This is a genomic window from Prochlorococcus marinus XMU1402 (genome assembly GCF_017696205.1).
Taxonomy (GTDB): domain Bacteria; phylum Cyanobacteriota; class Cyanobacteriia; order PCC-6307; family Cyanobiaceae; genus Prochlorococcus_A; species Prochlorococcus_A marinus_AC.
In genome coordinates, this window is the sequence record NZ_JAAORD010000002.1 from 493285 (window position 1) to 517618 (window position 24334).

23 protein-coding genes, 1 tRNA gene and 1 other RNA gene are annotated in these 24334 nt (G+C 32.9%); 9 read left to right on the forward strand and 16 right to left on the reverse strand.

Translation table 11 applies throughout. The features are described 5' to 3' along the window. The first annotated feature begins 86 nt into the window (after positions 1-86). Positions 87-1619, forward strand: coding sequence for a bifunctional pantoate--beta-alanine ligase/(d)CMP kinase (locus HA141_RS08955; RefSeq protein ID WP_209118941.1), 1533 nt, complete (start codon positions 87-89; stop codon positions 1617-1619). Positions 1620-1621: 2 nt separating this feature from the next. On the opposite strand, the gene HA141_RS08960 is transcribed toward HA141_RS08955, so the two are convergent. From HA141_RS08960 to HA141_RS08980, 5 genes are read right to left on the reverse strand one after another with little or no spacing between them, the layout of a single operon-like run. Further along, positions 1622-2095, reverse strand: coding sequence for a low molecular weight protein-tyrosine-phosphatase (locus HA141_RS08960; protein WP_209118943.1), 474 nt, complete (start codon positions 2093-2095; stop codon positions 1622-1624). A 32-nt stretch (positions 2096-2127) separates the two neighbouring features. Next, entirely contained in the window at positions 2128-2889 is a 762-nt protein-coding gene (locus HA141_RS08965; protein ID WP_209118945.1) for a phycoerythrobilin:ferredoxin oxidoreductase, read from the reverse strand. Next, positions 2890-3600 carry a 15,16-dihydrobiliverdin:ferredoxin oxidoreductase gene (locus HA141_RS08970; RefSeq protein WP_209118947.1) on the reverse strand — a complete coding sequence of 237 codons (711 nt, stop codon included), beginning with the start codon at positions 3598-3600 and terminating at the stop codon, positions 2890-2892. Between the two features lie 6 nt (positions 3601-3606). Then, positions 3607-4317 carry a heme oxygenase (biliverdin-producing) gene (locus HA141_RS08975; protein ID WP_209118949.1) on the reverse strand — a complete coding sequence of 237 codons (711 nt, stop codon included), beginning with the start codon at positions 4315-4317 and terminating at the stop codon, positions 3607-3609. A 56-nt stretch (positions 4318-4373) separates the two neighbouring features. Continuing rightward, positions 4374-4805, reverse strand: a complete 432-nt coding sequence (locus HA141_RS08980) for a hypothetical protein (RefSeq protein WP_209119228.1) — start codon at positions 4803-4805, stop codon at positions 4374-4376. Positions 4806-5016: 211 nt separating this feature from the next. Between HA141_RS08980 and HA141_RS08985 the strand changes: the two genes are divergently transcribed. Then, complete coding sequence (locus tag HA141_RS08985; protein ID WP_209118951.1) at positions 5017-6441, forward strand: NADP-dependent isocitrate dehydrogenase; 1425 nt, start codon at positions 5017-5019, stop codon at positions 6439-6441. Here the strand turns inward: HA141_RS08985 and HA141_RS08990 are convergent. From HA141_RS08990 to HA141_RS09005, 4 genes are read right to left on the reverse strand one after another with little or no spacing between them, the layout of a single operon-like run. Further along, positions 6438-7793, reverse strand: coding sequence for a four-carbon acid sugar kinase family protein (locus tag HA141_RS08990; RefSeq protein ID WP_209118953.1), 1356 nt, complete (start codon positions 7791-7793; stop codon positions 6438-6440). The two genes, HA141_RS08985 and HA141_RS08990, sit on opposite strands and share 4 nt — an antisense overlap. A 13-nt stretch (positions 7794-7806) precedes the next feature. Further along, positions 7807-8658: a galactose mutarotase gene (locus HA141_RS08995; RefSeq protein ID WP_209118955.1), complete on the reverse strand. Its 852-nt coding sequence runs from the start codon at positions 8656-8658 to the stop codon at positions 7807-7809. 8 nt (positions 8659-8666) lie between these two features. Continuing rightward, on the reverse strand, positions 8667-9572 hold the full coding sequence (locus HA141_RS09000; RefSeq protein WP_209118957.1) for an alpha/beta fold hydrolase: 906 nt from the start codon (positions 9570-9572) through the stop codon (positions 8667-8669). A gap of 41 nt (positions 9573-9613) precedes the next feature. Then, a complete protein-coding gene (locus tag HA141_RS09005) occupies positions 9614-10981 on the reverse strand; it encodes a cation:proton antiporter (RefSeq protein WP_209118959.1) in 1368 nt (455 codons plus the stop codon). Between the two features lie 150 nt (positions 10982-11131). Between HA141_RS09005 and HA141_RS09010 the strand changes: the two genes are divergently transcribed. Further along, positions 11132-13678: a glycogen/starch/alpha-glucan phosphorylase gene (locus tag HA141_RS09010; protein ID WP_209119230.1), complete on the forward strand. Its 2547-nt coding sequence runs from the start codon at positions 11132-11134 to the stop codon at positions 13676-13678. Here HA141_RS09010 and HA141_RS09015 read toward each other — a convergent pair. From HA141_RS09015 to HA141_RS09025, 3 genes are all read right to left on the reverse strand, one after another. Continuing rightward, positions 13671-14126, reverse strand: coding sequence for a hypothetical protein (locus HA141_RS09015; protein WP_209118961.1), 456 nt, complete (start codon positions 14124-14126; stop codon positions 13671-13673). The two genes, HA141_RS09010 and HA141_RS09015, sit on opposite strands and share 8 nt — an antisense overlap. A 31-nt stretch (positions 14127-14157) precedes the next feature. Continuing rightward, complete coding sequence (locus HA141_RS09020) at positions 14158-14490, reverse strand: hypothetical protein (protein ID WP_209118964.1); 333 nt, start codon at positions 14488-14490, stop codon at positions 14158-14160. Between the two features lie 78 nt (positions 14491-14568). Next, positions 14569-14642, reverse strand: a tRNA-Arg gene (locus tag HA141_RS09025). A gap of 38 nt (positions 14643-14680) precedes the next feature. Between HA141_RS09025 and rnpB the strand changes: the two genes are divergently transcribed. Continuing rightward, an RNA gene (rnpB, locus tag HA141_RS09030) (RNase P RNA component class A) lies at positions 14681-15060 on the forward strand. Positions 15061-15080: 20 nt separating this feature from the next. Then, positions 15081-15830, forward strand: coding sequence for a ribonuclease III family protein (locus tag HA141_RS09035; RefSeq protein ID WP_209118966.1), 750 nt, complete (start codon positions 15081-15083; stop codon positions 15828-15830). 2 nt (positions 15831-15832) lie between these two features. Here HA141_RS09035 and HA141_RS09040 read toward each other — a convergent pair whose 3' ends face one another. Next, on the reverse strand, positions 15833-16018 hold the full coding sequence (locus HA141_RS09040) for an NAD(P)H dehydrogenase subunit NdhS (RefSeq protein WP_209118969.1): 186 nt from the start codon (positions 16016-16018) through the stop codon (positions 15833-15835). 24 nt (positions 16019-16042) lie between these two features. Here HA141_RS09040 and rimM point away from each other — a divergent pair, with 24 nt between their 5' ends. After that, a complete protein-coding gene (gene rimM / locus HA141_RS09045; RefSeq protein ID WP_209118971.1) occupies positions 16043-16582 on the forward strand; it encodes a ribosome maturation factor RimM in 540 nt (179 codons plus the stop codon). A 292-nt stretch (positions 16583-16874) separates the two neighbouring features. Here the strand turns inward: rimM and glmS are convergent, their stop codons facing one another. Both glmS and psaC read right to left on the reverse strand, forming a co-directional pair. Then, positions 16875-18770, reverse strand: a complete 1896-nt coding sequence (gene glmS, locus HA141_RS09050; RefSeq protein ID WP_209118973.1) for a glutamine--fructose-6-phosphate transaminase (isomerizing) — start codon at positions 18768-18770, stop codon at positions 16875-16877. An 84-nt stretch (positions 18771-18854) separates the two neighbouring features. Beyond that, complete coding sequence (psaC, locus tag HA141_RS09055) at positions 18855-19100, reverse strand: photosystem I iron-sulfur center protein PsaC (protein WP_007099573.1); 246 nt, start codon at positions 19098-19100, stop codon at positions 18855-18857. Positions 19101-19233: 133 nt separating this feature from the next. Between psaC and acpP the strand changes: the two genes are divergently transcribed. From acpP to tkt, 3 genes are read left to right on the forward strand one after another with little or no spacing between them, the layout of a single operon-like run. Continuing rightward, positions 19234-19473 (forward strand): acyl carrier protein, encoded by a 240-nt coding sequence (acpP, locus tag HA141_RS09060; protein ID WP_002808065.1) that lies wholly within the window; start codon positions 19234-19236, stop codon positions 19471-19473. A gap of 6 nt (positions 19474-19479) precedes the next feature. Beyond that, positions 19480-20724, forward strand: coding sequence for a beta-ketoacyl-ACP synthase II (gene fabF / locus HA141_RS09065; RefSeq protein ID WP_209118975.1), 1245 nt, complete (start codon positions 19480-19482; stop codon positions 20722-20724). Between the two features lie 43 nt (positions 20725-20767). After that, a complete protein-coding gene (gene tkt, locus HA141_RS09070; protein WP_209118977.1) occupies positions 20768-22774 on the forward strand; it encodes a transketolase in 2007 nt (668 codons plus the stop codon). Between the two features lie 10 nt (positions 22775-22784). Here the strand turns inward: tkt and thiC are convergent, their stop codons facing one another. Continuing rightward, the gene (gene thiC / locus HA141_RS09075) at positions 22785-24164 is read right to left on the reverse strand and encodes a phosphomethylpyrimidine synthase ThiC (protein ID WP_209118979.1); all 1380 of its coding nucleotides are present in this window, start codon (positions 24162-24164) and stop codon (positions 22785-22787) included. Positions 24165-24334 lie beyond the last annotated feature (170 nt).

Sequence of the window (24334 nt, forward strand, 5' to 3'; positions counted from 1 at the left end):
ATAGACTTTGCCTATATAGATATTCCTCCTAAGATTGCTTTTGTCCAGTAATTATTTATCAAATAGATTTATTTTTTAAAAACAAAGTGAAGAAAGTAATCATAAGAAAAACTGAAGAAATAGAAAATTGGAGAAGAAATATAAATAGTGAAATTAACTTTATCCCAACAATGGGCAATCTTCATAATGGACATATAAAACTAATAACAACAGCAAAAAATGATAATTCTAATGTTAATTTAGTAAGTATTTTTATTAATCCACTTCAATTTGATAACAAGTTTGATTTAGAGAATTACCCTAAAACAATTGAAAATGATATAAAAATCTCCTTTGAAAATGGCGCAGATGCCATCTTAATCCCAAGTACTGAAGATATATATCCAACAAATAACAAAAATGTTAAATTCCTGAAAGCTCCAATAGAATTAACTTCTGCATTATGTGGATTAAATCGAATTGGACATTTTGATGGCGTTTGTACTGTAGTTTATAGATTACTTAATCTCATCAAGCCAAAAAATCTTTACTTAGGAGAAAAAGATTGGCAACAACTTTTAATTTTAAAAAATCTTGTTCTAACGAAAAAATTAAATATTGCCATTAAATCTATTCCTACACAAAGAGATTTTGATGGAATTCCTTTAAGTTCACGTAATGTACATTTATCAAAAAACGAAAGAAAATTAATTAGATTTTTTTCAAGTGAGTTATTAGAAATAAAAAAAAATTTTCAACAAGAAAAAAAAATAAATTTACAAGAAATAATTAAAAAGCTATCAGAAAAAAAAATTTCAATTGAATATTTAGAACATTTACATCCTCATACCCTTCAAAAAGCAAGACTTGAGGATAATATTTCATTACTGGCTGGTGCGATAAGATGTGGAGAAACAAGATTAATTGATCACGTTTTTCTAATGAAAAGAAAGCCGATTATTGCAATTGATGGCCCTGCAGGGTCAGGTAAAAGTACCGTAACAAAGTTAATAGCGAAGAAACTTAAACTTTTATACTTAGATACTGGAGCAATGTATAGGTCATTAAGTTGGCTTCTACTAAAAGAAAATATTGATTATAAAAAAGAAAAAAATTTACAAAATTTTCTTAAAGATATATCTATTGTTTTCAAGTCGAACACAAATTTAAATCAGGATGTTTTTATTAATAACCACTGTGTTACTCAAGAAATTAGGTCGCAAGAGATAAGTTCAATCGTTTCGAAAATCTCCTCAATAAAAGAAGTAAGAAAATTCTTAGTAGAAGAACAAAGAAGAATTGGAGAAACAGGCGGACTTGTAGCTGAAGGAAGAGATATAGGAACTACTGTTTTTCCCAATGCAGAACTTAAAATATTTTTAACTGCTAGCATCGAGGAAAGAGCAAAAAGAAGAAAATCTGATAAAAATTGTAAAGACTCACAAGAAATTGACCTAAATACATTAAAAGAACTTATAGAGAAAAGAGATTTTGAAGATTCCACTAGGGAAATTTCACCTCTAATAAAAGCGAATGACGCAATAGAAATTATTACGGATAAATATTCAATTAATGAGGTAGTAGATAAAATTATTGATCTCTATAATGACAAGATTCCTAAAGAGACTCAGATCCAATAAATTCAAGAAATACTCTCCAAGAAACCATTTACAGAGTCATCTAATATATCAAGAACATAATCAAAGCCCTCATCACCTCCAAAATATGGGTCAGGGACTTCGTGCTCACAAAAAACTGATCTAAAATCTTGTATTTTTTTAATTGATGCAAAATCAGTTGAAGATGTTTTATTTTTAAGTTCTTGAATATTTCTAAAATTTGAGTCGTCCATGGCAAGAATATAATTAAATTCTTCAAAATCTTTGCAAGTTATTTGACGCGCCCTGCTTAAGATATTTATATCTCTTCTTTCTGCCGCGATTCTCATCCTAGAGTCTGCTCTTTTTCCAATATGCCAACTCCCAGTTCCAGCAGAGTCTACAATAAATCCATCTATTAATCCTTTTTTTTCTAATAGACTTATAAAGATAGCTTCTGCTGCAGGAGACCTACAAATATTTCCCAAACATACAAAAAGAACAGAAATTTTTTTCATATTATTTCAAATTTAAATAAATTATAAGACTTCTAAGTAGTAAACAAAACTTCTTTAATTAAAGATTCAGTAAATTCCTTGCCAAATAAACTCGATAACATTGGCCTTGCTGGATCGTTATCTCTTCTATATTTCAAATAATTATTTTGACCGTTTATTAATTCTTTTTGCAAATCAATATTGACTTCCTTACTTGCAAAAAGAATTTTTAAATACAAATTAAAATATTCCTTAAATGAGGTATAAAGCTGATTAGCAATTAAAAAATCACTCTTTTCTTCTTTTGGTAATTTTGACCAAATTACTCCTGGAGAAAAAAATCTAGCTACGTCTGCAGACATTTTTTCAGCACATGGGAGTGAGGAATGGCAATGAGTTTTGAGTTTTTTAAGTTTTTCTAGTAACTCATTATCATATTGATTTTGTATTTTTAATGAAGGCTGAAAATCTAATACTAATAAATGACTATTAGGTAGAGAAACAAAATCTACACCAAAAAATGGGATATTATAAATACTATTAGGAATAATTAAAAAATTTAAAACAGAATAATTGGGACTATTAATGCAAACTGCTCTTGCTAATTGAATTCTTTTTTTATGTATTACGCACCAAGTAGAGAGATTCACATTTTTTTTTGACTTTTTTGAACCATAAGTTGAATCTTTATAAGAATATTCGGAGGGTATTATTTTTTCTTGACATTTATATTTAATTAAATTTTTAGTTAAATATTTTAGAAAATTATGCCATCTCCAATCTGGTCTATAAAAAATAGTATCTTGTATTAACATTCAATGGATAATCTCATTATTTAATGTAAAGAGAAATTTATTAATAAATTTTTTTGTCCATTTTTCTCCAAAAAAAGATTTAAACAATTTTTCTGCAGGGTCTTTTTCAAAACTGTACTTATCATATTTAATTTGATTAATCTTTATTTCTTCAGTATTTAAAAATTGATTAACAGTATTCAATTTATAAATGTTCAAATAATTATTTACAAATGAATAAAATATATTATTTAAATCTCTATCAAGGTTTAATTTATTTCCTCTACATATAATTACCCATGGGGAAAAGTACTTTTTTGAGTCATAGATATTCTTCATTTTATTATTATCAAATTCAGAATACTTTTTCTTAATTCTACCTAAACTTGAACAATATTTTTCAAGATACTTGCCTTCTTGAATCAAAGGTTGATAATCAAGTATTGCCAATAACTTTTGAGCAGTTCCAAACCATAAAATATCAGCGCCTAAGATGGGTACTTCACTATCAAAATTTGGATATGCAACCGTATTAAAAACTTGTAGTTTTTTGCCGCCATCTAATCGGGTTATACGCCACTTTCTATATTCGGAAGATGAAAAAAGCCAATTTTTAATAATATATTTTGAGTCTTCATTGTGATGTTCTTTAAATTCGCTAGATATTGGTACTTCATGACCATTTAATTCATCAATATTGGTTTTAAGGAAATCAACTAATGAATCAAACATAAATTACTAGGTCTCGGTGCTTCCTTTTCTAACTTTTTTTGTAATGTAATTAAATACAATCTTCCCTAAAACAGCAATCAAGTTACCTTCAAGCTCTTTAAACATTTTCATATTGTAAGTAAAAGCTTGATTAGCTTCATCAATAATTTGATCTGCAGTCTTTTGATTTATTGGAAGTTGGTTCAAAGTAAGGGAATATTCTTCCTTGAATTTTTTTTCGTCAGCAATTAATTCAAACTCGTAAAAGTTTAAACCATCATTTCCCTGCAAATTTAGTGCTTTTTTAGCGATCCTTTTCAAAATTTGCCCTCCAGATAAGTCTCCTATATAGCGTGTGTAGTGGTGACCAACTAATAGCTCTGGTGATTTTTTTGCGACTTCATGGATTCTTTCTACGTATTCTTTTGCTGATTGAGAAATATTAATTTCATTCTTCCAGTTATCCCCGAAATAAAATTTAAGATCATTTACAAGGGTTTCTTTCCTGAATAATGATTTAAAACCAATAGGTTTTATTACGGGATGATCCTCATTAACCAATCTTTCAATCTCTTCTTCCATAGCTTTATAAACAAAATATAAATCACTAATTAATTTTCTATAGGATTTTTTTTCAACAACTCCTTTTAAAAAACAAGCCACAAAGCCAGTATTTTCAGCCATAGTGTGGGATTTTTTTGTCCCCTCTCTTAATTGTCCTGCTAGAGCAACTGCCATATATTTGAAATTTTTTTGTCAGTGTATTTAATCTACAAGGAAAATACAAAAAACAGCTAATTTTTGTTACCAGCGGATGTTGTTGAGAATAACTTATAAAGTTCTTTGCAAACCAAAAAAAGATTATCTTTTTGTTTCTGTTGCGGTAAATGAGTACCAGTCATTTCCCAATCTCCGATGGTTGCTACTCTCCATCTCTCGGAGGGTACAATCATACCTCGCATTATTATACCTAGCAATTTCGGAACTCTGTCAGTATTATCTTTTTCAATTCTTAATTGTAATAGTATTGCTCTACATTCAATCAGAGGACTCCATCCAGGGAAATGAAACGCAAAATCAATTGTATCTTGCATGTATTCGTTATTTGGACTATCCCAAGGACTAAAGTTTACGCTGGCATCAGGAAAGTATTTTCGAAATAAAGCTGCAGTAGAAGCAATTTTATTAGCTATTTCAACATTACTTACATTTGAACTAGCATTCATAAATAGCTGAGTAGTCTTTTGAAAAATGACATAATTTGCTTTATCTTGCTTATTAACTACTTTTTCTTTTAACAAAGATGTTGAAATGCTCATCAATAAACTATTCTCTATTCACATTTGAATAATAAATTTCTAGCTTTTAAAGAAAATAACTCATCGCAAATTACAATACGAGGAAATTCAATGAGTTATCTTTTATTAATTCAAAGCTATGCCAAAATTTGAAAAATTAACTTTACCTAATGAAGGCGAGATTATAACTTTTAATCAAGGCAATCCTAATGTTCCTAATAATCCCATTGTCCCCTTTATCAGAGGTGATGGTACAGGAGTTGATATTTGGCCAGCTACTCAAATCGTTCTTGATTCAGCGATTAAAAAAAGCTATGGAAATGAAAGGAAAATTAATTGGTTTAAAGTTTATGCAGGAGATGAAGCTTGTGAACTTTATGGAACATACAACTATCTCCCTCAAGATACTATTGAAGCAATCAGACATTTCGGTGTAGCCATTAAAGGACCGTTAACGACTCCTATTGGCGGAGGTATTAGATCTCTTAATGTTGCATTAAGACAAATCTTTGATTTATATAGCTGTGTTAGACCATGCAAATATTATTCAGGAACTCCAAGCCCTCATAAAAATCCCCAAAATTTAGACGTTGTTGTTTATAGAGAAAATACAGAGGATATCTACATGGGCATTGAATGGGAAGCCGAGGATAATAATTGTCTTGAATTAATTAATCACTTAAATGAAGTTGTCATACCGAACAGTAAAAAATTAAAAAATAGGTCAATTCCAAAGGGGTCTGGAATTGGTATAAAACCAGTTAGTAAATTTGGTAGCCAAAGGCATATTAGAAAAGCTATTGAACATGCTAAAAGATTATCTGGAGACAAAAGGCATGTGACTCTTGTACATAAAGGGAATATCATGAAATATACCGAAGGTGCATTTAGAGATTGGGGATATGAATTAGCAGTTGATGAATTTAGAGAAGATTGCATTACAGAAAGAGAAAGCTGGATCCTAGACAATATTCAGAAAGATCCAGAAATTACAATTGAAAATAATGCTCGAAAAATCGAACCAGGTTATGACAAGCTTACAAATAACAAAAAAGCATTTATTTGCGAAGAAATTAAAGAAGTTATTTCATCAATATCAAATTCTCATGGAGATGGTAAATGGAGAGAACTTATTCTTGTTGATGATCGGATAGCTGACAGTATATTTCAACAAATTCAAACTAGACCTCAAGAATATTCAATTCTTGCAACATTAAACCTTAATGGAGACTATGTTTCTGATGCAGCTGCAGCAATTGTTGGTGGCTTAGGTATGGCTCCTGGTGCAAATATTGGAGATAATGCAGCAATTTTCGAAGCAACGCATGGTACCGCGCCAAAACATGCAGGCTTAAATAAGATTAATCCAGGCTCAGTTATTCTCAGTGGTGTAATGATGCTTGAATACTTTGGTTGGGATGAAGCAGCTAACTTAATTACTAATGGTTTAAGTAAGGCAATAGAACAAAAAAAAGTCACCTATGATCTAGCACGCTTAATGGAACCGAAAGTAGAACCTCTATCCTGCAGCAGTTTTGCTGAAGAAATTATCTCAAATTTCTAATTTTTAAAATTATTTTTATTTTCAAAAATCTTCCAAATATTAACCAGTGAATCTTTACTGCCAATGTTTCCAGGATGAGTAATAATAGGGAGTTTTTCGTCATTTTTTAAATTATGAGTCACCACTGAAATGCCTGTTAATATCTGTCCTTGAAGATAAACATAATCTGCATTAAGTCCATTACTTAGAATCACATTTGTTGTGATACCTCCTTTTGAAATCAAATATCCTATTTCATATTTTAAATCAGCAACTAATTCAGCAATAAAACAAGCAAGTGAATTATAAAAATTAAATTGTTTAGAATAATCTAAGGACATAAATTTTCTTGAAGTAAACAATACAGGAGTTTTGCCCTTCTCAAATGAAATTCTAATTTCTTTCAAAAAATTTTTTTTTAATAAATTCCTTAGCTCCCGATAATTTTCTGATGAATTAATTTTAAAGAATTCAAAAACATCTAATTCAATTGGATTGCAAATAGTTATTTCTAATAAATTATTCAATTGGATTGTTGAAAGTTCCACATAGGATCCAACAATTATCAATCCTGGGAGAAAAACCTTTTCTTTATTTCTTATTCTTAAGTCAGAAAAATATGTCTCACCCTTAGAGATCCTTTTTTTCTCAGAAATTGAACTTATAAAACTTGCTGCAGTTCTAAAAAGGAATTTTTTTTGTTTAGTCAATTTTTTAATTACTAAAGAAAATTTTTTTAATTGAGAATAATTTTCTATATCTACAATTAGATGTTTATTATTCTTTAAATTCTTTAGTCTTTTAAAAACAATATTATTTTCTTCATCATTTAAAATTTCAATATCTGACAATAAAAGATTTTGAATATCTTCAAAATTTATTTGCGATTTACTTTTCTGAAATAAAAGATTCTTGACATTACTTGTCTCATATCCAAAAATTTTATCTTTTGCAAAAATTGTTTGATTAATTGGAGTTTTATCAACAAAGTGTGATCCATTAATGGTTAATCTTTTACCCTCTATAAAAGCTGGAATATGAAAAGTAGCATCAAAAGGACCTAAGCAACTATTTAAGGCACTTGGCTCTAAAAAGTTATGTCCTCGAAGAGTAGAGTCTCCTCTACTTATAAAAATAATTTCTTCTTCATAAGCTCCAGAAGCTATAACGGTCTTAAGATTTTTGCAAATTTCCTCTATTGTTAATTTCGCATCGTTTTCAGATAGTGACCTTGTATTAGCCAAAATAAAAAATAAATTAGATTTAGATTCAAAACCTTTGACTAAAGTTGAGCAGTTCCACTTAAGAAGTAATAAGCAATCATGAACAGTTTGAGAGCCTGTTGGATCATCATCTATAACAACAAATTTCATGAGTTTTGCATAATTATTTAAAAGATTTTATTTGTATTGATGCATCAAACCTTTGACAATCATTTGAAGGAATCATAATATTTCTAAATCCATCAACAAAAGAATTTCTTGGACTAGTCCAAGGTTCGAGACATATCATTCTTCTTGGAGGATCACTCCAAATGACGCCTAGATCAAAAGGATATGGATGATTTAAAGTTAACTGTCTTTGAAAAATTTTATCTCGAAAAGCGCTTCTGCCAGAAGTATACATAAGTAGATCAACTCCTAAATTAATATTGTTTAATTCATCCAAAGTATTACTTATGATGTTTTTTTCTTGATTCTGACAATTAAGTGGATTATCAATAAACTCTAAATTCTTGAAATCTGAAATATTAAAATAAGGATGCAAACCAAAATTTATAGGCATAGCAATATCAGTTTTGTTATAGATTTTAATTTCAAATTCTAAACAGTTAATCTTTAAGGTAACTTCAATTCTAAGTTCGAAATCGAAAGGATAATATTTTTTTGTTTTTTTAGATTCATTTAAAAATAAGCTCAATGAATTCCCATTTTTATTAAGTGAGTGTTGCCATTGCAAGTCCCTAGCGAAACCATGCTGTTTTAATTGCAAATAATCTTCTCCAAATACTGAATTAGAGGTATTGAGATTTCCACAAATTGGAAACAGGATAGGAATCCCTCCCCTAATACTTTTTGTCTTATCCATAAATCTTTTTTCATCGAAATAAAGTATTTCATTACCATCCGAAACCCAATTTGTAATCAACCCTCCTCTCTCCGGACAAAATTTAATATAGTTTTTTTTGTCTAATTGAAAAGTATATATACCTTGATTGTTGCCTGAACTGATTTCCACAAAAATATCTACAAAGAATCAATCCATTCTAGTATGTGCTTATTAACTAACTCGGGGACTTCATCATGAGGACAATGCCCAGCGTCAAGAATAATTTCTTTAGTATTATTTGGGGCAAATTTTTCATAAAGAAGTCTTTTGCGTTTGGTATTCATCCAAGGATCTGAACCTCCCCACAAAAGTAAAAGTGGAGATTTTAATTTGTTGAATAATTTATCAAATGGTTCTCCTTTAACTCCTGATGGATTCCAAACAGTTTTAAAAACATTAAATGCTCCAGGATCTAGTGAAGGCCTTAAAATTGAATCTATAAGATAATCGTCAACATTAGTTTTATTTACATACACCTTCTTCAAAGTATTTTGAATTGTTCCTCTTCTTCTCATAAAGTCGAATGTTCCTCGTTGAAGAAAAAAATTACCTCTAAAAAATGTTCCAACTAAAGTTCTTATAGAACTCTCAAGTCTATTCTTTGGTGGAACCTCTTCTTCAGTGAATGATCCAGCAGCATTAAGCAATATAACACCTGCTGATAGTTCTTCTAATTCTGCACTGGCAGCAAGAGATGCATAACCACCTAAAGAATTTCCAACAATAAAAGTTGGTTTTTTAATGACTTCTTTTACGTATGATGCAACTTGATCTTTCCAAAGATGACTTGAATATTGAACATCTGATGGTTTGGGACTTTTTCCAAAACCCAAGAGATCTATTGCATGAACCTCATATTTTTCACTCAAAACAGGAATATTAAAACGCCAATGATCTGTGGAGGCTCCAAAACCATGAATTAAGAGAATTGCACAATTTCGAGAGCTCTCCTCTTTTGGTTTTGCAGTAACAGTATGTATTGGATAACTTAAAAAATTCCAAGAGTAATTTACCTCTTTACTAATCTGTACTGATTTTTCCATTTACTAGATATTGTTTCAAATAATTCTAATAAAATAATTTCCTAAAGAAGACCCACAGGATCAGCCGCAACATCATCTGAAATTTTATTGCCATCATTTGGGGGCTTATCTTTTAGAACAATTCTCAAAAGAACAGGTGCGAGAAATGTAGTTCCAATTACCATTAATAAAATAGCCGCTTCAAGAGAAGGAGTTAACAACTTAGCACTTGTTCCTAACCCAAGGAAAATTAAACCTACCTCTCCTCTAGGCATCATACCCAGGCCTACAACTAATCTATTAGTGGGTTTATCACTTGAAAATACCCATCCGGCTGCAATTTTTCCAATAATTGCAACAACTAATAAAAATCCTGCAACTACAAGAGCTGATCTACTTGTTGGATCAAGTGGATTGATAACTGATAAATCCATTCCAGCACCAACTAGTACAAAGAAAATAGTTGCGAATAAGGAAACTAAAGGTAAAACCGATTGTTGTATTGCATGATTATTTTTAGAACTGCTAAGAATCAATCCAGCTGCAAAAGCACCTAAGGCTGCCTCTAATCCAATAGCTGTTGCGACAAAACAACATAATACAAGTATGACAAAAGAAGCCACGACTACAGCTCCAGGCGCTTTCAATCTATCTAATAACCAATCAAATCCTGGTGCTGCTGTTCGACTTAATGCGATAGCAGCAATAACAAATACTACTGCTGCCGCAACTAATTTAATAATAGGAGCAATTTCTAAAGAACCTCCTGCAGCAAGAGCCACAACCACTGCCAGAATAACAATTCCCAAAATATCATCTAGCACTGCTGCGCCAATAACAATTTGTCCTTCTCTAGTTTTCAAATATCCTAATTCACCGAAAACGCTTGCAGTAATTCCTATACTTGTAGCCGTCATCGATGCTCCAGCAAAAACTGCTGGGATTAAATCTACCTGGAAAATAAACATTAATCCGAGAGTTCCAAAGGCAAACGGTAAAATTACCCCAGCCATAGCAACAGTAAAAGCCTGCGCACCGACAGCTACCAATTCCTCTAACTCACTTTCTAATCCTGTTAAAAATAAAAGTGCATATAACCCAAGTGTTGCTACTGCTTGGAGGGATGGGAAACTTTCGAAATAAACCTCAGATACTGATTCCGGAGGTATTGACGCTAATGAACTAATAACATTTACAAGTCCCTCATTTAGTTCAGTTCCTGCTGAGGGCGGTATCAATAAATGGAATCCTGATGCTCCTATTACAACCCCTGCAAGAAGCTCACCAACAATTGTTGGCAAACTTAGTCTTACTAATACTTCTGCTAATGCTCTTGCTGCTAAAAAGATCAATAGAAACCTAATCACTCCTATCAACGTTTCAGCAACTTCTAGATCATGTGCACTTAATTCAGCAAGTAAAGGGTACATTTAAGTGTAAAAAATAAACTATCTAATTGGAAGATAGTTTATTGAGGGCCCACTTTAAGAAATATGTAAGAAAAAAGCAAAAATACTCAACAAGTGTGGATCTGAAGTTACAACAAAGAAATTTTCTTAAAAATGGCTATTGTCTGTTATATGGCTAATCCAATGAATTCCAACAAACCCTTCGATCTACGCTTGCCTACCCCAGGCTGCTATTTAGATCCTGAGAAAGCTGGTATGGATTCAGATGCTGTTTTTCAAGGAATGACAGCCCATCTTTTTTATACCCTTGGAAAGCTAGCTACTTCTGCAAGTCCTCACGACTTGTATATGGCTTTAAGTTATGCCGTTAAAGATAGGCTAATGACCAGATACTTAGCCAGTCAAGAAGTTATAAGAAAAAAACCACAAAAAACAGTAGCTTACTTATCAGCAGAATTTTTAATAGGTCCTCAATTAAGTAATAACCTACTCAATCTTGGAATAACTCAAGAGGCAGAAGATGCTTTAAAGAGATTTGGAATAGATTCGTTATCAACGATTCTTGAAGTAGAAGAAGAACCTGGATTAGGTAATGGTGGACTAGGAAGGCTCGCCGCATGTTATATGGAATCATTAGCATCACTACAAGTTCCAGCGGTTGGTTACGGTATTCGATATGAATTTGGTATATTTAATCAGTTAATTAGAGATGGTTGGCAAGTTGAAGTTACGGATAAATGGCTAAAAGGAGGATGGCCATGGGAACTTCCTCAACCTGATGAATCATGTTTTGTTGGTTTTGGAGGTAGAACTGAAAGTTTTAGAGATGATAAAGGAAACTACAGATCAAGATGGATTCCTTCAGAACATGCTATAGGAGTTCCTCATGATGTCCCTGTACTGGGTTATAGGGTAAATACATGCGATAGATTAAGATTGTGGAGAGCTGATGCGACCGAAAGTTTTGATTTTTATGCCTTTAATATTGGTGATTACTATGGAGCTGTAGAAGAAAAAGTTGCATCTGAAACCCTTTCTAAAGTTCTTTACCCAAACGATGGAACTGATGAAGGTAGAAGATTAAGACTCAAACAACAGCACTTTTTTGTAAGTTGTTCTCTGCAGGATATGTTGAGAAGCCTTGAAAAAAGATCAATACCAATAATAGATTTTCCTCGACATTGGACTGTCCAATTAAATGATACTCATCCTGCTATTGCAGTAGCAGAATTAATGCGACTCCTCATTGACCAATATCATGTAGGCTGGGACAAGGCTTGGAACATAACAACTTCTTCAGTTGCGTACACAAACCATACCTTACTTCCAGAAGCTTTAGAAAAATGGGATTTAGGTTTATTTAATGATCTCCTCCCTCGTCATCTAGAAATTATTTATGAAATAAATTGGAGATTTCTACAACAATTAAGACTACGTTATCCTGGCGATGATAAAATCCTTCAAAAACTTTCCATAATTGATGAAGAAGGATCTAAATCAGTAAGAATGGCTCACTTAGCTACAATTGGGGCCCATCATATTAATGGTGTTGCAGCTCTTCACTCAGATTTAATAAAAAGACAACTTCTTCCTGAATTTGCAAAACTATGGCCTGAAAAATTTACGAATGTTACTAACGGAGTTACTCCAAGGAGATGGGTTGCTCTCTCAAATCCATCTTTATCCAAACTACTAGAAAAAGAAGTAGGTCCTAATTGGATAACTAATATGGAACTACTTAAAAAGTTAGAAGGGAAAAAAGATGATAACGGCTTTTTACAAAAATTTGAAGAAACCAAATTAAATGGAAAGCGAAAATTAGCTAGCTTTATCCATTCAAAAACAGGAATACTAGTTGATCCATCAAGTTTATTTGATGTTCAAGTAAAAAGAATTCATCAATATAAAAGACAACATTTAAACGCTTTACAAGTTATAGCTCAGTATCTACGAATAAAAAATGGTACAAATAATTATGCAGTACCAAGAACAATCATCTTTGGAGGTAAAGCTGCACCAGGTTACTTTATGGCAAAACTAATGATTAGATTCATTAATGGTATTGCTGATGTAGTGAATTCTGATCCAGATATGGAAGGTCTTTTGAGGGTAGTTTTTCTACCAGACTATAATGTAAAACTTGGTGAAATTGTTTACCCTGCGACGGATCTTTCGGAACAAATTTCAACTGCTGGAAAAGAAGCATCTGGAACTGGCAATATGAAATTCGCCATGAATGGAGCTTTGACTATTGGAACCTTAGATGGAGCTAATGTGGAATTAAGAGATCTTGTAAAGAAAGAAAATTTCTTCCTTTTTGGAAAAACTGAAAGTCAAATTATGGATTTAAAATATAGTGGTTACTCGCCCAAAACTTTTATTGACCAATGTCCAGAATTACAAGAAGTAGTTCGCTTAATTGAAATTGGACACTTTAGTAATGGCGATAAAGAATTATTTAAACCTTTATTAAATAGCTTGACTGGATATGACCCATTCTTTGTTATGGCTGACTTCGAAGACTATTTGAATAAACAGGATGAGGTGAGCAAATGCTGGAATAATAAAAAATCTTGGAATAAGATGGCATTACTAAATACTGCAAGATCTGGTTATTTTTCATCAGATAGATCTATCAGAGAGTATTGCAAATCTATCTGGAAAGTATCTCCCATGCCTGTAGAAATTACTTGCGATGTAGAAGAATTAACTAATTAATATTTTTCTTATCTGGGAAATCGGGAGTTTGATGAAATAATCTATTAAGAATTAATCTATCTACGTTTAATGGATCTGGAGCTAATTCATTTGCAATTTCTTTAAATTTTAATTCTATATTGTTTGAAATTTTTATATCAAAAATTCTTTCCATTAATGCCTCAATTGAATATAAATAAGCATTAACACTCTCAAGTTCATCTAAAACTTCAGTAATTTCTATATCAGAAATATGTTTTTCCCCTGAACTAATATCTTCATTAGATTCCCTTTCAGATAATTGTCTCTGCAATTCCTGAGTAACCTTACTACAAAGAGTCCTGAAAGATTGAATTGATGCCCAGTTTAATTCTTGTTGCTGCTTAAAAGTAGGAAATTCTCTAATCAAACGATCATGTTCTTTATAAAATCTCTGACAATCAGAGCATTGGCAAGGTTCTTCAGTCAAAAGAAAATATAACTCTATTTATATCATCTCATTATTTGGGCATACTTGTAGGACCATCCAATAATTCGTCATTTTCATCAAGAGAATCAGGGCTGTCAGGCAAAGGTATTTCAATACTAGTAACCAAGTTAATGACATCTCTTAATCTCATTGAGTCAGCAAACCAACCCATTGCCTGTTCCGCATCTCCTCTTTTTTCGGCATCATTTGCTTGATCTTCATGAGCTTCTGCCAATAAAGTGAGCCAACATAAGCATCTTGCTTGAACTATTGAAAGATCTAAATCATTGGGTTGAGATTTAGAAATACGTTCATGCTCTTGTTGTATTAAGAGCTTTAAACGCATATCATGCAACTTAGCCATAAAAGATTTATTACTATCCTTACGCTAGCTAGAGAGTAGCAATTTTGCACACATACTACATATAGTTTATTAGTTTAACGGGACTGGCGGGACTCGAACCCACGACCTACGGTTTAGGAAACCGTTGCTCTATCCAGCTGAGCTACAGCCCCAATAGATGTTTTTTAGAGTACTAAGCACTATGCTAAATGAAAGCAGGAGAGGCAATCGCAAAAAAGTTTTATTTTGGAAACAAAATAAAACTTTTTTGAGGAAAGTCCGGGCTCCCATGTGGTCAGGCTTGCTGGGTAATTCCCAGTGCGGGTAACCGTGAGGAAAGTGCCACAGAAACATACCGCCTAATACTTTATGTATGGCAAGGGTGCAAGGGTGCGGTAAGAGCGCACCAGCAACATTGAGAGGTGTTGGCTAGGTAAACCCCGGCTGGGAGCAAGGCTTAGTAGATTTATGACCATTAAACAATCTACTTAAAAGCGCCGCTTGAGGCTGTGAAGTAATTCCAGCCCTAGATAGATGATTGCCCATCTTATTTAAGATGAACAGAACCCGGCTTATGACCTGCTTTCTAATTATTTTATTAGTCAAATCAAATGACAAATATAATTAACGCTAAGAGAATTAATCAAATTATTACTTTTTTAAAGTCTTTAAAAGTTAAATCAAAAAGATTTTCTGAGATAATTAGAACGCAAAATATTTCACTAATTCAAAATTTTAATCAAGCATTAACCCATTCTTCAGATAGCAAAGAAATAAATTACGAAAAATTAGAATTCTTTGGAGATGCAGTACTCAGATTGGCCGCATCAAATTTTATTGAAAAGAAATATCCTCAAATGAGCGTAGGCGAAAGATCAGAGCTTAGAGCACAAATTGTCAGTGATGAGTGGTTAACTAAATTAGGGAAAAAAATTGGCATAGAGAAATTAATAATTAAAGGGCCTAAAGCTCTTGGTGATGAAAATTCAAAAAACACTATTATTGGTGAAGCTACAGAAGCTTTAATCGGCGCCATTTATAAATGTTTTAATTCAATTCAAGAAGTCAACCTATGGTTAGATGATATTTGGGAAGAGGATTCAGAAATTTTTTTAAAAGCTCCATACAAATTTAAATCTAAGACAGTATTACAGGAGTGGTGCCAAAGTAAAGGTTTTGATTTGCCAGTTTACAAAATAATTGAGGTCTCTAAAACAAATGGCGACCCAAAAAGATTTTCCTGCGACATTTTTATCGATGGATTAAAAGAATCATCGGCATTTGGCAAATCGCATAAACAAGCCGAAACAAATGCAGCTAGAGTTTTAATAGAACAATTTATAACTTTAGGTAAGATCTAATTTTATACTATTTCTAAATTAGTTAACTGAAAAGTTATGAGCTTATCCCAATTACCTCCTTCAAATAAAACAGCTGCTTTTTTGTTTGTAACTCTCTGTACAAAACCTTTATATCCTCTATATATAGAGTTAGTATCTTTTACAACAACAAAAGAACCAGGGAGTATTGGTTTATTCGATAATTCCATAGAACATTTTATTTAATACAATCTATGATAGATAAAAATGAATGGTTGGTTGTTGGGTTAATAACATCATGTCATGGAATTAAGGGACAAATAAAGGTTAAATCTTTTAGTGATTTTGAAGAAAGATTTCTATTACCTGGAATCAGATGGTTGCAAAAAGACAATGAACCACCCTCAAAAATAGAACTTACCTCTGGTTACAAACAACCTGGTAAAGATACCTTCATTATTAAATTACAAGGAATAAATACTAGAAATAATGCAGAACAACTTAAAAAATATAAAATTCTTGTAAAAACCAATAAACTACCTAAATTAAAAAAAGAAGAATTTCACTTATTAGAACTTATAAACTTGCAAGTCAAGTCTTTAAAAAATAATGAATATAAAATAATTGGTAAAGTAATTAATTTAGAAAATGAAAAGAATAATTTACTTGTTATTGAACTATTCGAAAATAATAAAAAAGTGCTAATACCATTCGTTAAAGAAATAGTACCATTAATCGATATAGAGAATAACTTTCTTATCATCAATCCCCCAAACGGACTTTTGGAGCTATAAGTATCTCGATACAAAATTTATTGTAATTTACTCTTATAAAATATCTAAGTAGCTTTTCTTTAAAAGATAAACTGTTAAAACTTATCTCACATCAATATAAAAATCAGACAAATATTTGAAAATTAATATTCATCATTAGGTTAAATTCACAAATTAAAATGAACCTCTTTTCTGAGAATATCATCTTTAATAATTCTAAAATGCTTAATTCCTAAATTTAAAAATTGTGCAGTTTCCAAAGAAAATAAATTTTAAATATTTATTTATTCAAATGATTTGCTTTAAACATAACCTATTCGACTGTGACGCTTTTAGCTAAATTCCTTGGTTGATCTACATCAAGTCCTCTATGAGCAGCAATATGGTAACTCAATAGTTGTAAAGGGACTATGTTAAGTAAAGGTGAAATCCATTCATTGGAAGAAGGAATTTTCATTAAATAGTCAAAAATTTCAGTTCCCTTACATTCAGGAGCTATCCCGATCAAATATGAGTCTCTAGCTTTTGCTTCTTGAGCATTACTTATAACTTTATCAAAAACTTCACCAGGAGAGGCGATAGAAATTACAGGTACTTTTTTATCTAACAAAGCTATTGGACCATGTTTCATTTCACCTGCTGGATAGCCAGCAGCATGAATATAACTAATTTCTTTAAGTTTTAATGCACCTTCAAGAGCTATAGGATAATTTATGCCTCTTCCTAAAAAAATAACATCTTTAATATTAAAAAAGTCATGTGCTAGTTTTTCCGATGATTGATCATGTTTGTCAAGTAAATCTTCTAGTAATGGAGGGAGTTTGATGAGTTCTGTTATCAATTTTCCGATTTCATCTGAACTTTGACTACTTTTAATTTGCGCAAAGTGTATAGCCAATCCATAAAAAGAAAGTAATTGTGCAAAAAAAGTTTTTGTTGCAGCAACTCCCACTTCTATTCCTGCACAAATATCAATTATGTTTGAAACCTGCCTTCCTATAGAGCTCTCTCTTCTATTAGTTATGGCAATAAGGTTAGGTTTAAATCTTTCATCTTTAAGCAAAGACCTTCTTTTGATTTCCATATCAATAGCTGCAATAGTATCAGCAGTTTCTCCAGATTGAGAAACTCCAATAGTTAATGTATTTGGGAGTAGTGGGGGAGGTGAGTAACGAAATTCACTAGCATAATAAACATTTGTAGGAATACCCGAGAATTGCTCTAGTAAAAAGCAACCTACCATTGCAGCGTGTTTACTGGTACCACAAGCAATAATTTCAATTCTCTCGATTGAATCAAAAAACTTTGTATCAAATGGATACTTGATTTGATATTGGCCATTTTCTAAATTTTGTGTAACGTAGTTTTTCACCCAATTTTTTGCAGTATCGGGCTGATCATATATCTCTTTTAACATGAAGTGTTTGAAATTCATCTTATCAATTACCTGCTCTGAAACTTTTAAGGAAACAGGACTTCGATATTGTCTCTCGTTGTTTGAGTCATATATCTCTATTCCAAGGGGGGTTAATAAAGCTATTTCCTCATCCTCCATGGGAAGAATAATGTTTGTAAAGTTTGCAATAGCAGGAGTATCACTTGCACAAATAAATTCTCCTTCGCCCAAACCAATAATCAAAGGTGCTTGTCTTCTTGCAACTACCAGAGAGGTTGGAGCACCCGCCCACAAAACTGCCAAAGCATAAGATCCTTCTAAATCAGATATTACATTTCTTACAGCTACTAATAATGTTGAGCCATTATTCTCAAGTTTAAGTTTACTTAAGGTATTTAATTCTCTTTGAATTAAATGAGGAATTACCTCAGTATCTGTATCAGAATTAAAAGTAATACCCTCTTTCTCTAGTTTATTTTTTAAGTCTTGAAAATTTTCAATAATACCATTTTGAACAACCGCTATTGCTCCTGAACTATCGGTATGGGGATGGGCATTTTTAACCTCAGGTTTCCCATGGGTAGCCCAACGAGTATGAGCTATACCCACAGTTCCTGGAATATTGTTTTCGTCAAGATGAACTCTTAAATTCTTTAGTTTTCCCTCTGCTTTGTTACAAAGAATAGAATTTGTTTCAGGATTAATAACTGCAATACCTGCGGAATCATATCCTCTATATTCTAATTTTTCTAAACCATTCATTAATAATGGTAAAGCTTTTTTATAACCAGTTACAGCAACTATTCCACACATATGCTAAATCTTTTCTCAATTATTATATTGAAAAAAAATGAGTATTTATTAAGTTATGGACTCTCTTGAAACTGCACTATAAATTTAATATGCTAAGCCCATACTCCTAGAAGTTTCATCTCCTAAATAAACACGGATACTTAAAAAGTCAGTAGGACAAGCCGTTTCACATCTTTTACAACCTACACAATCTTCAGTTCTAGGCGATGAAGCGATTTGGCCAGCTTTACAGCCATCCCAAGGAACCATTTCTAAAACATCAAGTGGGCAAGCCCTTACACATTGGGTACATCCAATGCAAGTGTCGTAAATTTTAACTGCGTGTGACATGTAAAAATTGTCTTTTGAACCTCGCTTTATAATACTATTGTCTTACAAAGAAATTAAAAAAATTAAGATATGCTTCACTCTTGTTAACTCTAGGGCATAAAATCATATAGATAATTAGTAAATTCCATAAACTATGTCACAAGAAATTCTTGAAAAAGTCTGTTCTATTGTTTCAGAACAATTAAGTGTTGAAGCAGGAGAAGTAAAATCAGACTCAAATTTCCAAAATGATTTAGGTGCAGATTCTCTTGATACCGTTGAATTAGTGATGGCTCTTGAAGAAGCATTTGATATTGAAATCCCTGATGAAGCAGCCGAAGGAATCGCTACTGTAGGTGATGCAGTAAAATTCATCGAAGAAAAAAAAGGATAATAAAGAATGCCAAACTTCCATCGAGTAGTTATTACCGGTATCGGAGCAGTAACTCCAATTGGTAATAACATTGATGAATATTTAGTCGGTCTTCAAACAGGTACTAATGGGGTATCAGATATTACTCTTTTTGATCCTGAACAACATCCTTGCAAATTTGCAGCAGAAGTTAAAAATCTTCAATCTGGAAATTTTATAGAAGCTAAAGAATCCAAAAGATGGGATCGTTTTTCCCAGTTCGGAGTAATTGCTGCTAAGCAAGCCTTTAGTGATTCTGGACTTGAAATTACTGAAGCTAATTCATCAAGAATTGGAGTAATTATTGGCTCAGGTGTTGGAGGCTTACTAACTATGGAAAGTCAAGCTCAAATTCTTAGTCATAAAGGACCTAAAAGAGTAAGTCCATTTACAGTTCCAATGATGATCCCAAATATGGCAACAGGACTTGCTGCGATTGCTTTGGGTGCAAAAGGACCAAGTTCCTCTGTTTCAACAGCCTGTGCTGCCGGTTCGAATGCAATTGGTGATTCTTTTAGATTACTCCAACTTGGAAAGGCAGATGCAATGATCTGTGGAGGAGCAGAAGCGAGTATTACGCCTCTTGGAGTAGCTGGTTTTTCCAGTGCTAAAGCTCTTTCTTTTAGAAATGAAAGTCCTCAAACTGCTAGCAGACCTTTTGATGCAGAAAGAGATGGATTTGTTATTGGAGAGGGATCTGGAATTCTTGTTTTAGAAACTTTAGAAAATGCAAAAAAAAGAAATGCAAGAATTTATGCAGAAATAATTGGATATGGAACAACATGTGATGCTCATCACATAACTGCCCCATCTCCAGGAGGAGTTGGAGGCGCTCAGGCTATCAAACTAGCAATTGAAGACGCCTCTCTTAGTCTTGAAAAAGTTGATTACATAAATGCGCACGGAACAAGTACATCAGCTAATGACAAAAATGAAACTTCTGCAATTAAATCCATATTTAAAGACAGATCTTACCTCATTCCTGTAAGCTCTACTAAGTCGATGACTGGTCATCTCCTAGGAGGCTCGGGAGGTATAGAAGCTGTAGCTTGTATACTTTCTTTGACACATAATTTTATCCCTCCTACAATTAACTACGTCAATCCAGATCCTGAATGTGATCTTGACTATGTACCAAATAATGCAAGAGAAGCTCAAGTAGGAGTTGCTCTTTCTAATTCCTTCGGCTTTGGTGGTCACAATGTTTGCCTTGCTTTCAGCAAAATGAATTGAAGACAACCAATTCTGTATTTCCAACTTAACTTTTTTTAAAACAATGGTCGCTGCATCTGTTTCATTAGAATCACTTTGTGTAAATAGTATAAGAATGCTTGCTGTAGATGCAGTAAATAAATCTAATAGTGGACATCCTGGTTTGCCAATGGGGTGTGCTCCTATGGGTTATGCATTATGGCAAAACATACTTAATCACAACCCCAATAATCCAAAATGGTTCAACAGAGACCGCTTTGTATTATCAGCTGGTCATGGCTGTATGCTGTTATATTCATTACTTCACTTAACAGGATACAAATCAGTTTCTATAGAAGATATCAAAGAGTTTAGACAATGGGGATCCAAAACTCCTGGACATCCAGAAACATTTGAAACTGAAGGAGTTGAAGTTACAGCTGGGCCTCTAGGAGCTGGAATTTCTAATGCAGTTGGTTTAGCAATAGCTGAAACTCACTTAGCAGCTAAATTCAATAAGCCTGATTGCAATATCGTTGATCACTATACTTACGTCATTATGGGTGATGGCTGTAATCAAGAAGGGATCGCATCAGAAGCTTGCTCATTAGCTGGTCATCTTAAGCTTGGAAAATTAATTGCACTGTATGACGATAATCAAATTACAATTGATGGGCGAACAGATGTATCTTTTACTGAAGATGTTTTAAAAAGATACGAAGCTTATGGATGGCATGTACAACATGTTGAGGATGGAAATCATGATGTTAAAGGAATAACTGAAGCTATTGAGAAAGCAAAATTAATTACAGACAAGCCTTCAATTATCAAAATATCTACAACCATTGGTTATGGTTCTCCTAATAAATCAGACACTGCTGGAATTCATGGGGCAGCTGTTGGAGAAGAAGAAGCTGCATTAACTAGAGATTTTCTAGGTTGGGATTATCCTCCATTTGAAATACCAAATGAAGTATACGCCCATTTTAGAAAATCAATAAACAAAGGAGAAAACTTAGAGAAAGAATGGGACTCTAGATTTGAAGAATATCAAAAAAAATATCCCTCTGAAGGAGCTGAGTTAAACAGAATGTTAAAAGGGCAATTACCTGAAAATTGGGATTCAGATCTCCCATCTTACACACCTGATGATAAAGGATTAGCTACCAGAAAGCATTCACAAATTTGTTTAGGCGCTCTAGGTCCCAATCTGCCTGAATTAATTGGTGGTTCTGCTGATTTAACTCACTCAAACTACACAGATATTAAAGGAGAGACTGGATCATTCCAGCCTCATAGCCCTGAAAAGAGATATTTACATTTTGGTGTAAGAGAGCATGCTATGGCAGCCATACTTAATGGTATTGCCTATCACAATAGTGGACTTATCCCTTATGGTGGAACCTTCCTTGTTTTCGCTGATTATATGCGAGGTTCAATGAGACTTTCCGCACTTAGCGAATTAGGAGTGATCTATGTATTAACCCATGATTCAATTGGTGTAGGCGAAGACGGTCCAACACATCAACCTATTGAAACTATCCCTTCTCTTAGAGCTATGCCTAATATGCTAGTTTTCAGACCAGGAGATGGAAATGAGACTAGTGGAGCTTATAAGCTAGCGATCCAAAATCGAAAAAGACCTTCTGCACTCTGTTTAAGTAGGCAAGGTATGCCTAATCAGGAAAATACTTCAATTGACAAAGTTGCATTAGGAGGATACGTAGTTTCTGATTGCGAAGGAACACCAGATTTAATATTCATTGGTACAGGAAGTGAACTAAATCTTTGCATCGAAGCAAGTAAAGAAATAACAAACTTAGGTAAAAAAACCAGAGTTGTCTCTATGCCTTGCGTTGAACTATTCGAAGAACAAGAAGAATCATACAAAGAAAGTGTTTTACCTTGCAGTGTTACAAAGAGAGTTGTAGTGGAAGCTGCCCATTCATTTGGTTGGCATAAATATACAGGTTTTGATGGGATTTGTATTACTATGGATAGATTTGGTGCGTCAGCACCTGGTGGAGAATGTATGAAAAATTTTGGATTTACAGTTGAAAACGTTGTAAAAAGAACAAAAGAAATTTTATAAAATTAATTTGCTACTGCACTAAGGTATTACTATTACATTCTTCAAGTTTATCTTTTAACTGATCAAGAGATTCATCAGAAATTTTTGAATTCATTGGACAATGTTTAGGGCCACACATTGAGCAAAACTCGGCTTTTTTAAAGATTTCTTCAGGCAGTGTCTCATCATGGTACTGCTTCGCTCTTTCTGGATCTAGTGAAAGTTCAAATTGTTTGTTCCAATCAAAGTTATACCTTGCATGACTAAGTTCATCATCTCGATCACGAGCTCCAGCTCGATGTCTTGCTATATCAGCAGCATGAGCAGCTATTTTATAAGCAATTAATCCTTCTCTTACATCTTCTGCATTTGGAAGCCCTAGATGTTCTTTTGGGGTTACATAACATAACATAGAAGTTCCATACCAACCTGCCATCGCCGCTCCAATAGCACTTGATATATGGTCATAACCAGGAGATATATCTGTTACTAATGGACCAAGTACATAGAAGGGAGCTTCTGAACATTCTTCCATTTGCTTCCTTACATTAAACTCAATTTGATCCATGGGTACATGACCAGGACCCTCAACCATTACTTGGACATTATGTTCCCATGCTCTTCGAGTAAGCTCGCCTAAGGTCTTCAATTCAGCTAATTGAGCATCATCAGAAGCATCATGCAAACATCCTGGCCTGAGTGAATCTCCTAGAGAAAAAGTACAATCATATTTCTTAAAAATCTCACAAATATCATCAAACCTTGTATATAGAGGGTTTTGCTTAAAGTGATGAAGCATCCATTGAGCTAAGATGCCTCCACCTCTACTTACAATTCCAGTAATTCTTCCTTTGACTTTAGGTAAATGCTCTATTAATAATCCAGCATGAATAGTTTGATAATCTACGCCTTGCTGGCAATGTTTTTCGATAATATGCAGAAAATCATCTTCAGTTAATCTATCTATAGAGCCATTAACACTTTCTAAAGCTTGATAAACGGGAACTGTTCCTATAGGAACAGGAGATTCCTGAATAATTGCTCGACGAACTTCATCTAAATTTACACCTCCTGTAGAAAGATCCATAACCGTATCAGCTCCATATTTAACGGCTAGCTTGAGCTTCTCTACTTCTTCATTGATATCACTTGCATTAGGGGAAGCACCAATATTCGCATTAACTTTACATCTAGAAGCAATACCGATAGACATTGGTTCAAGATTCAGATGATTAATATTAGCTGGAATGATTAATCTTCCTCTTGCTACTTCTTCCATTATTAAAGAAGAGGGTAGATTCTCTCTTTTTGCAACAAAGTCCATTTCTTCAGTAATATAGCCGTTCCTCGCAAAGTTCATCTGAGTTACATTTTCTTTCCCAATGCGAGGATTAATCCAGGAACTTCTCATAATTTATAAATTTTTAAATGTGTTATTACTAAAGTTTGATCAAATTTCCACTTCCCTGAATCAGAATTAATGATTTAGGTTCAAAGGGTATGATCTCAGCTAAGTTTAATTTCTTAGCACCCCTAGTATTAATCTTATTAATAGCTCTTTTCTAAAAAATAGTCATCAAA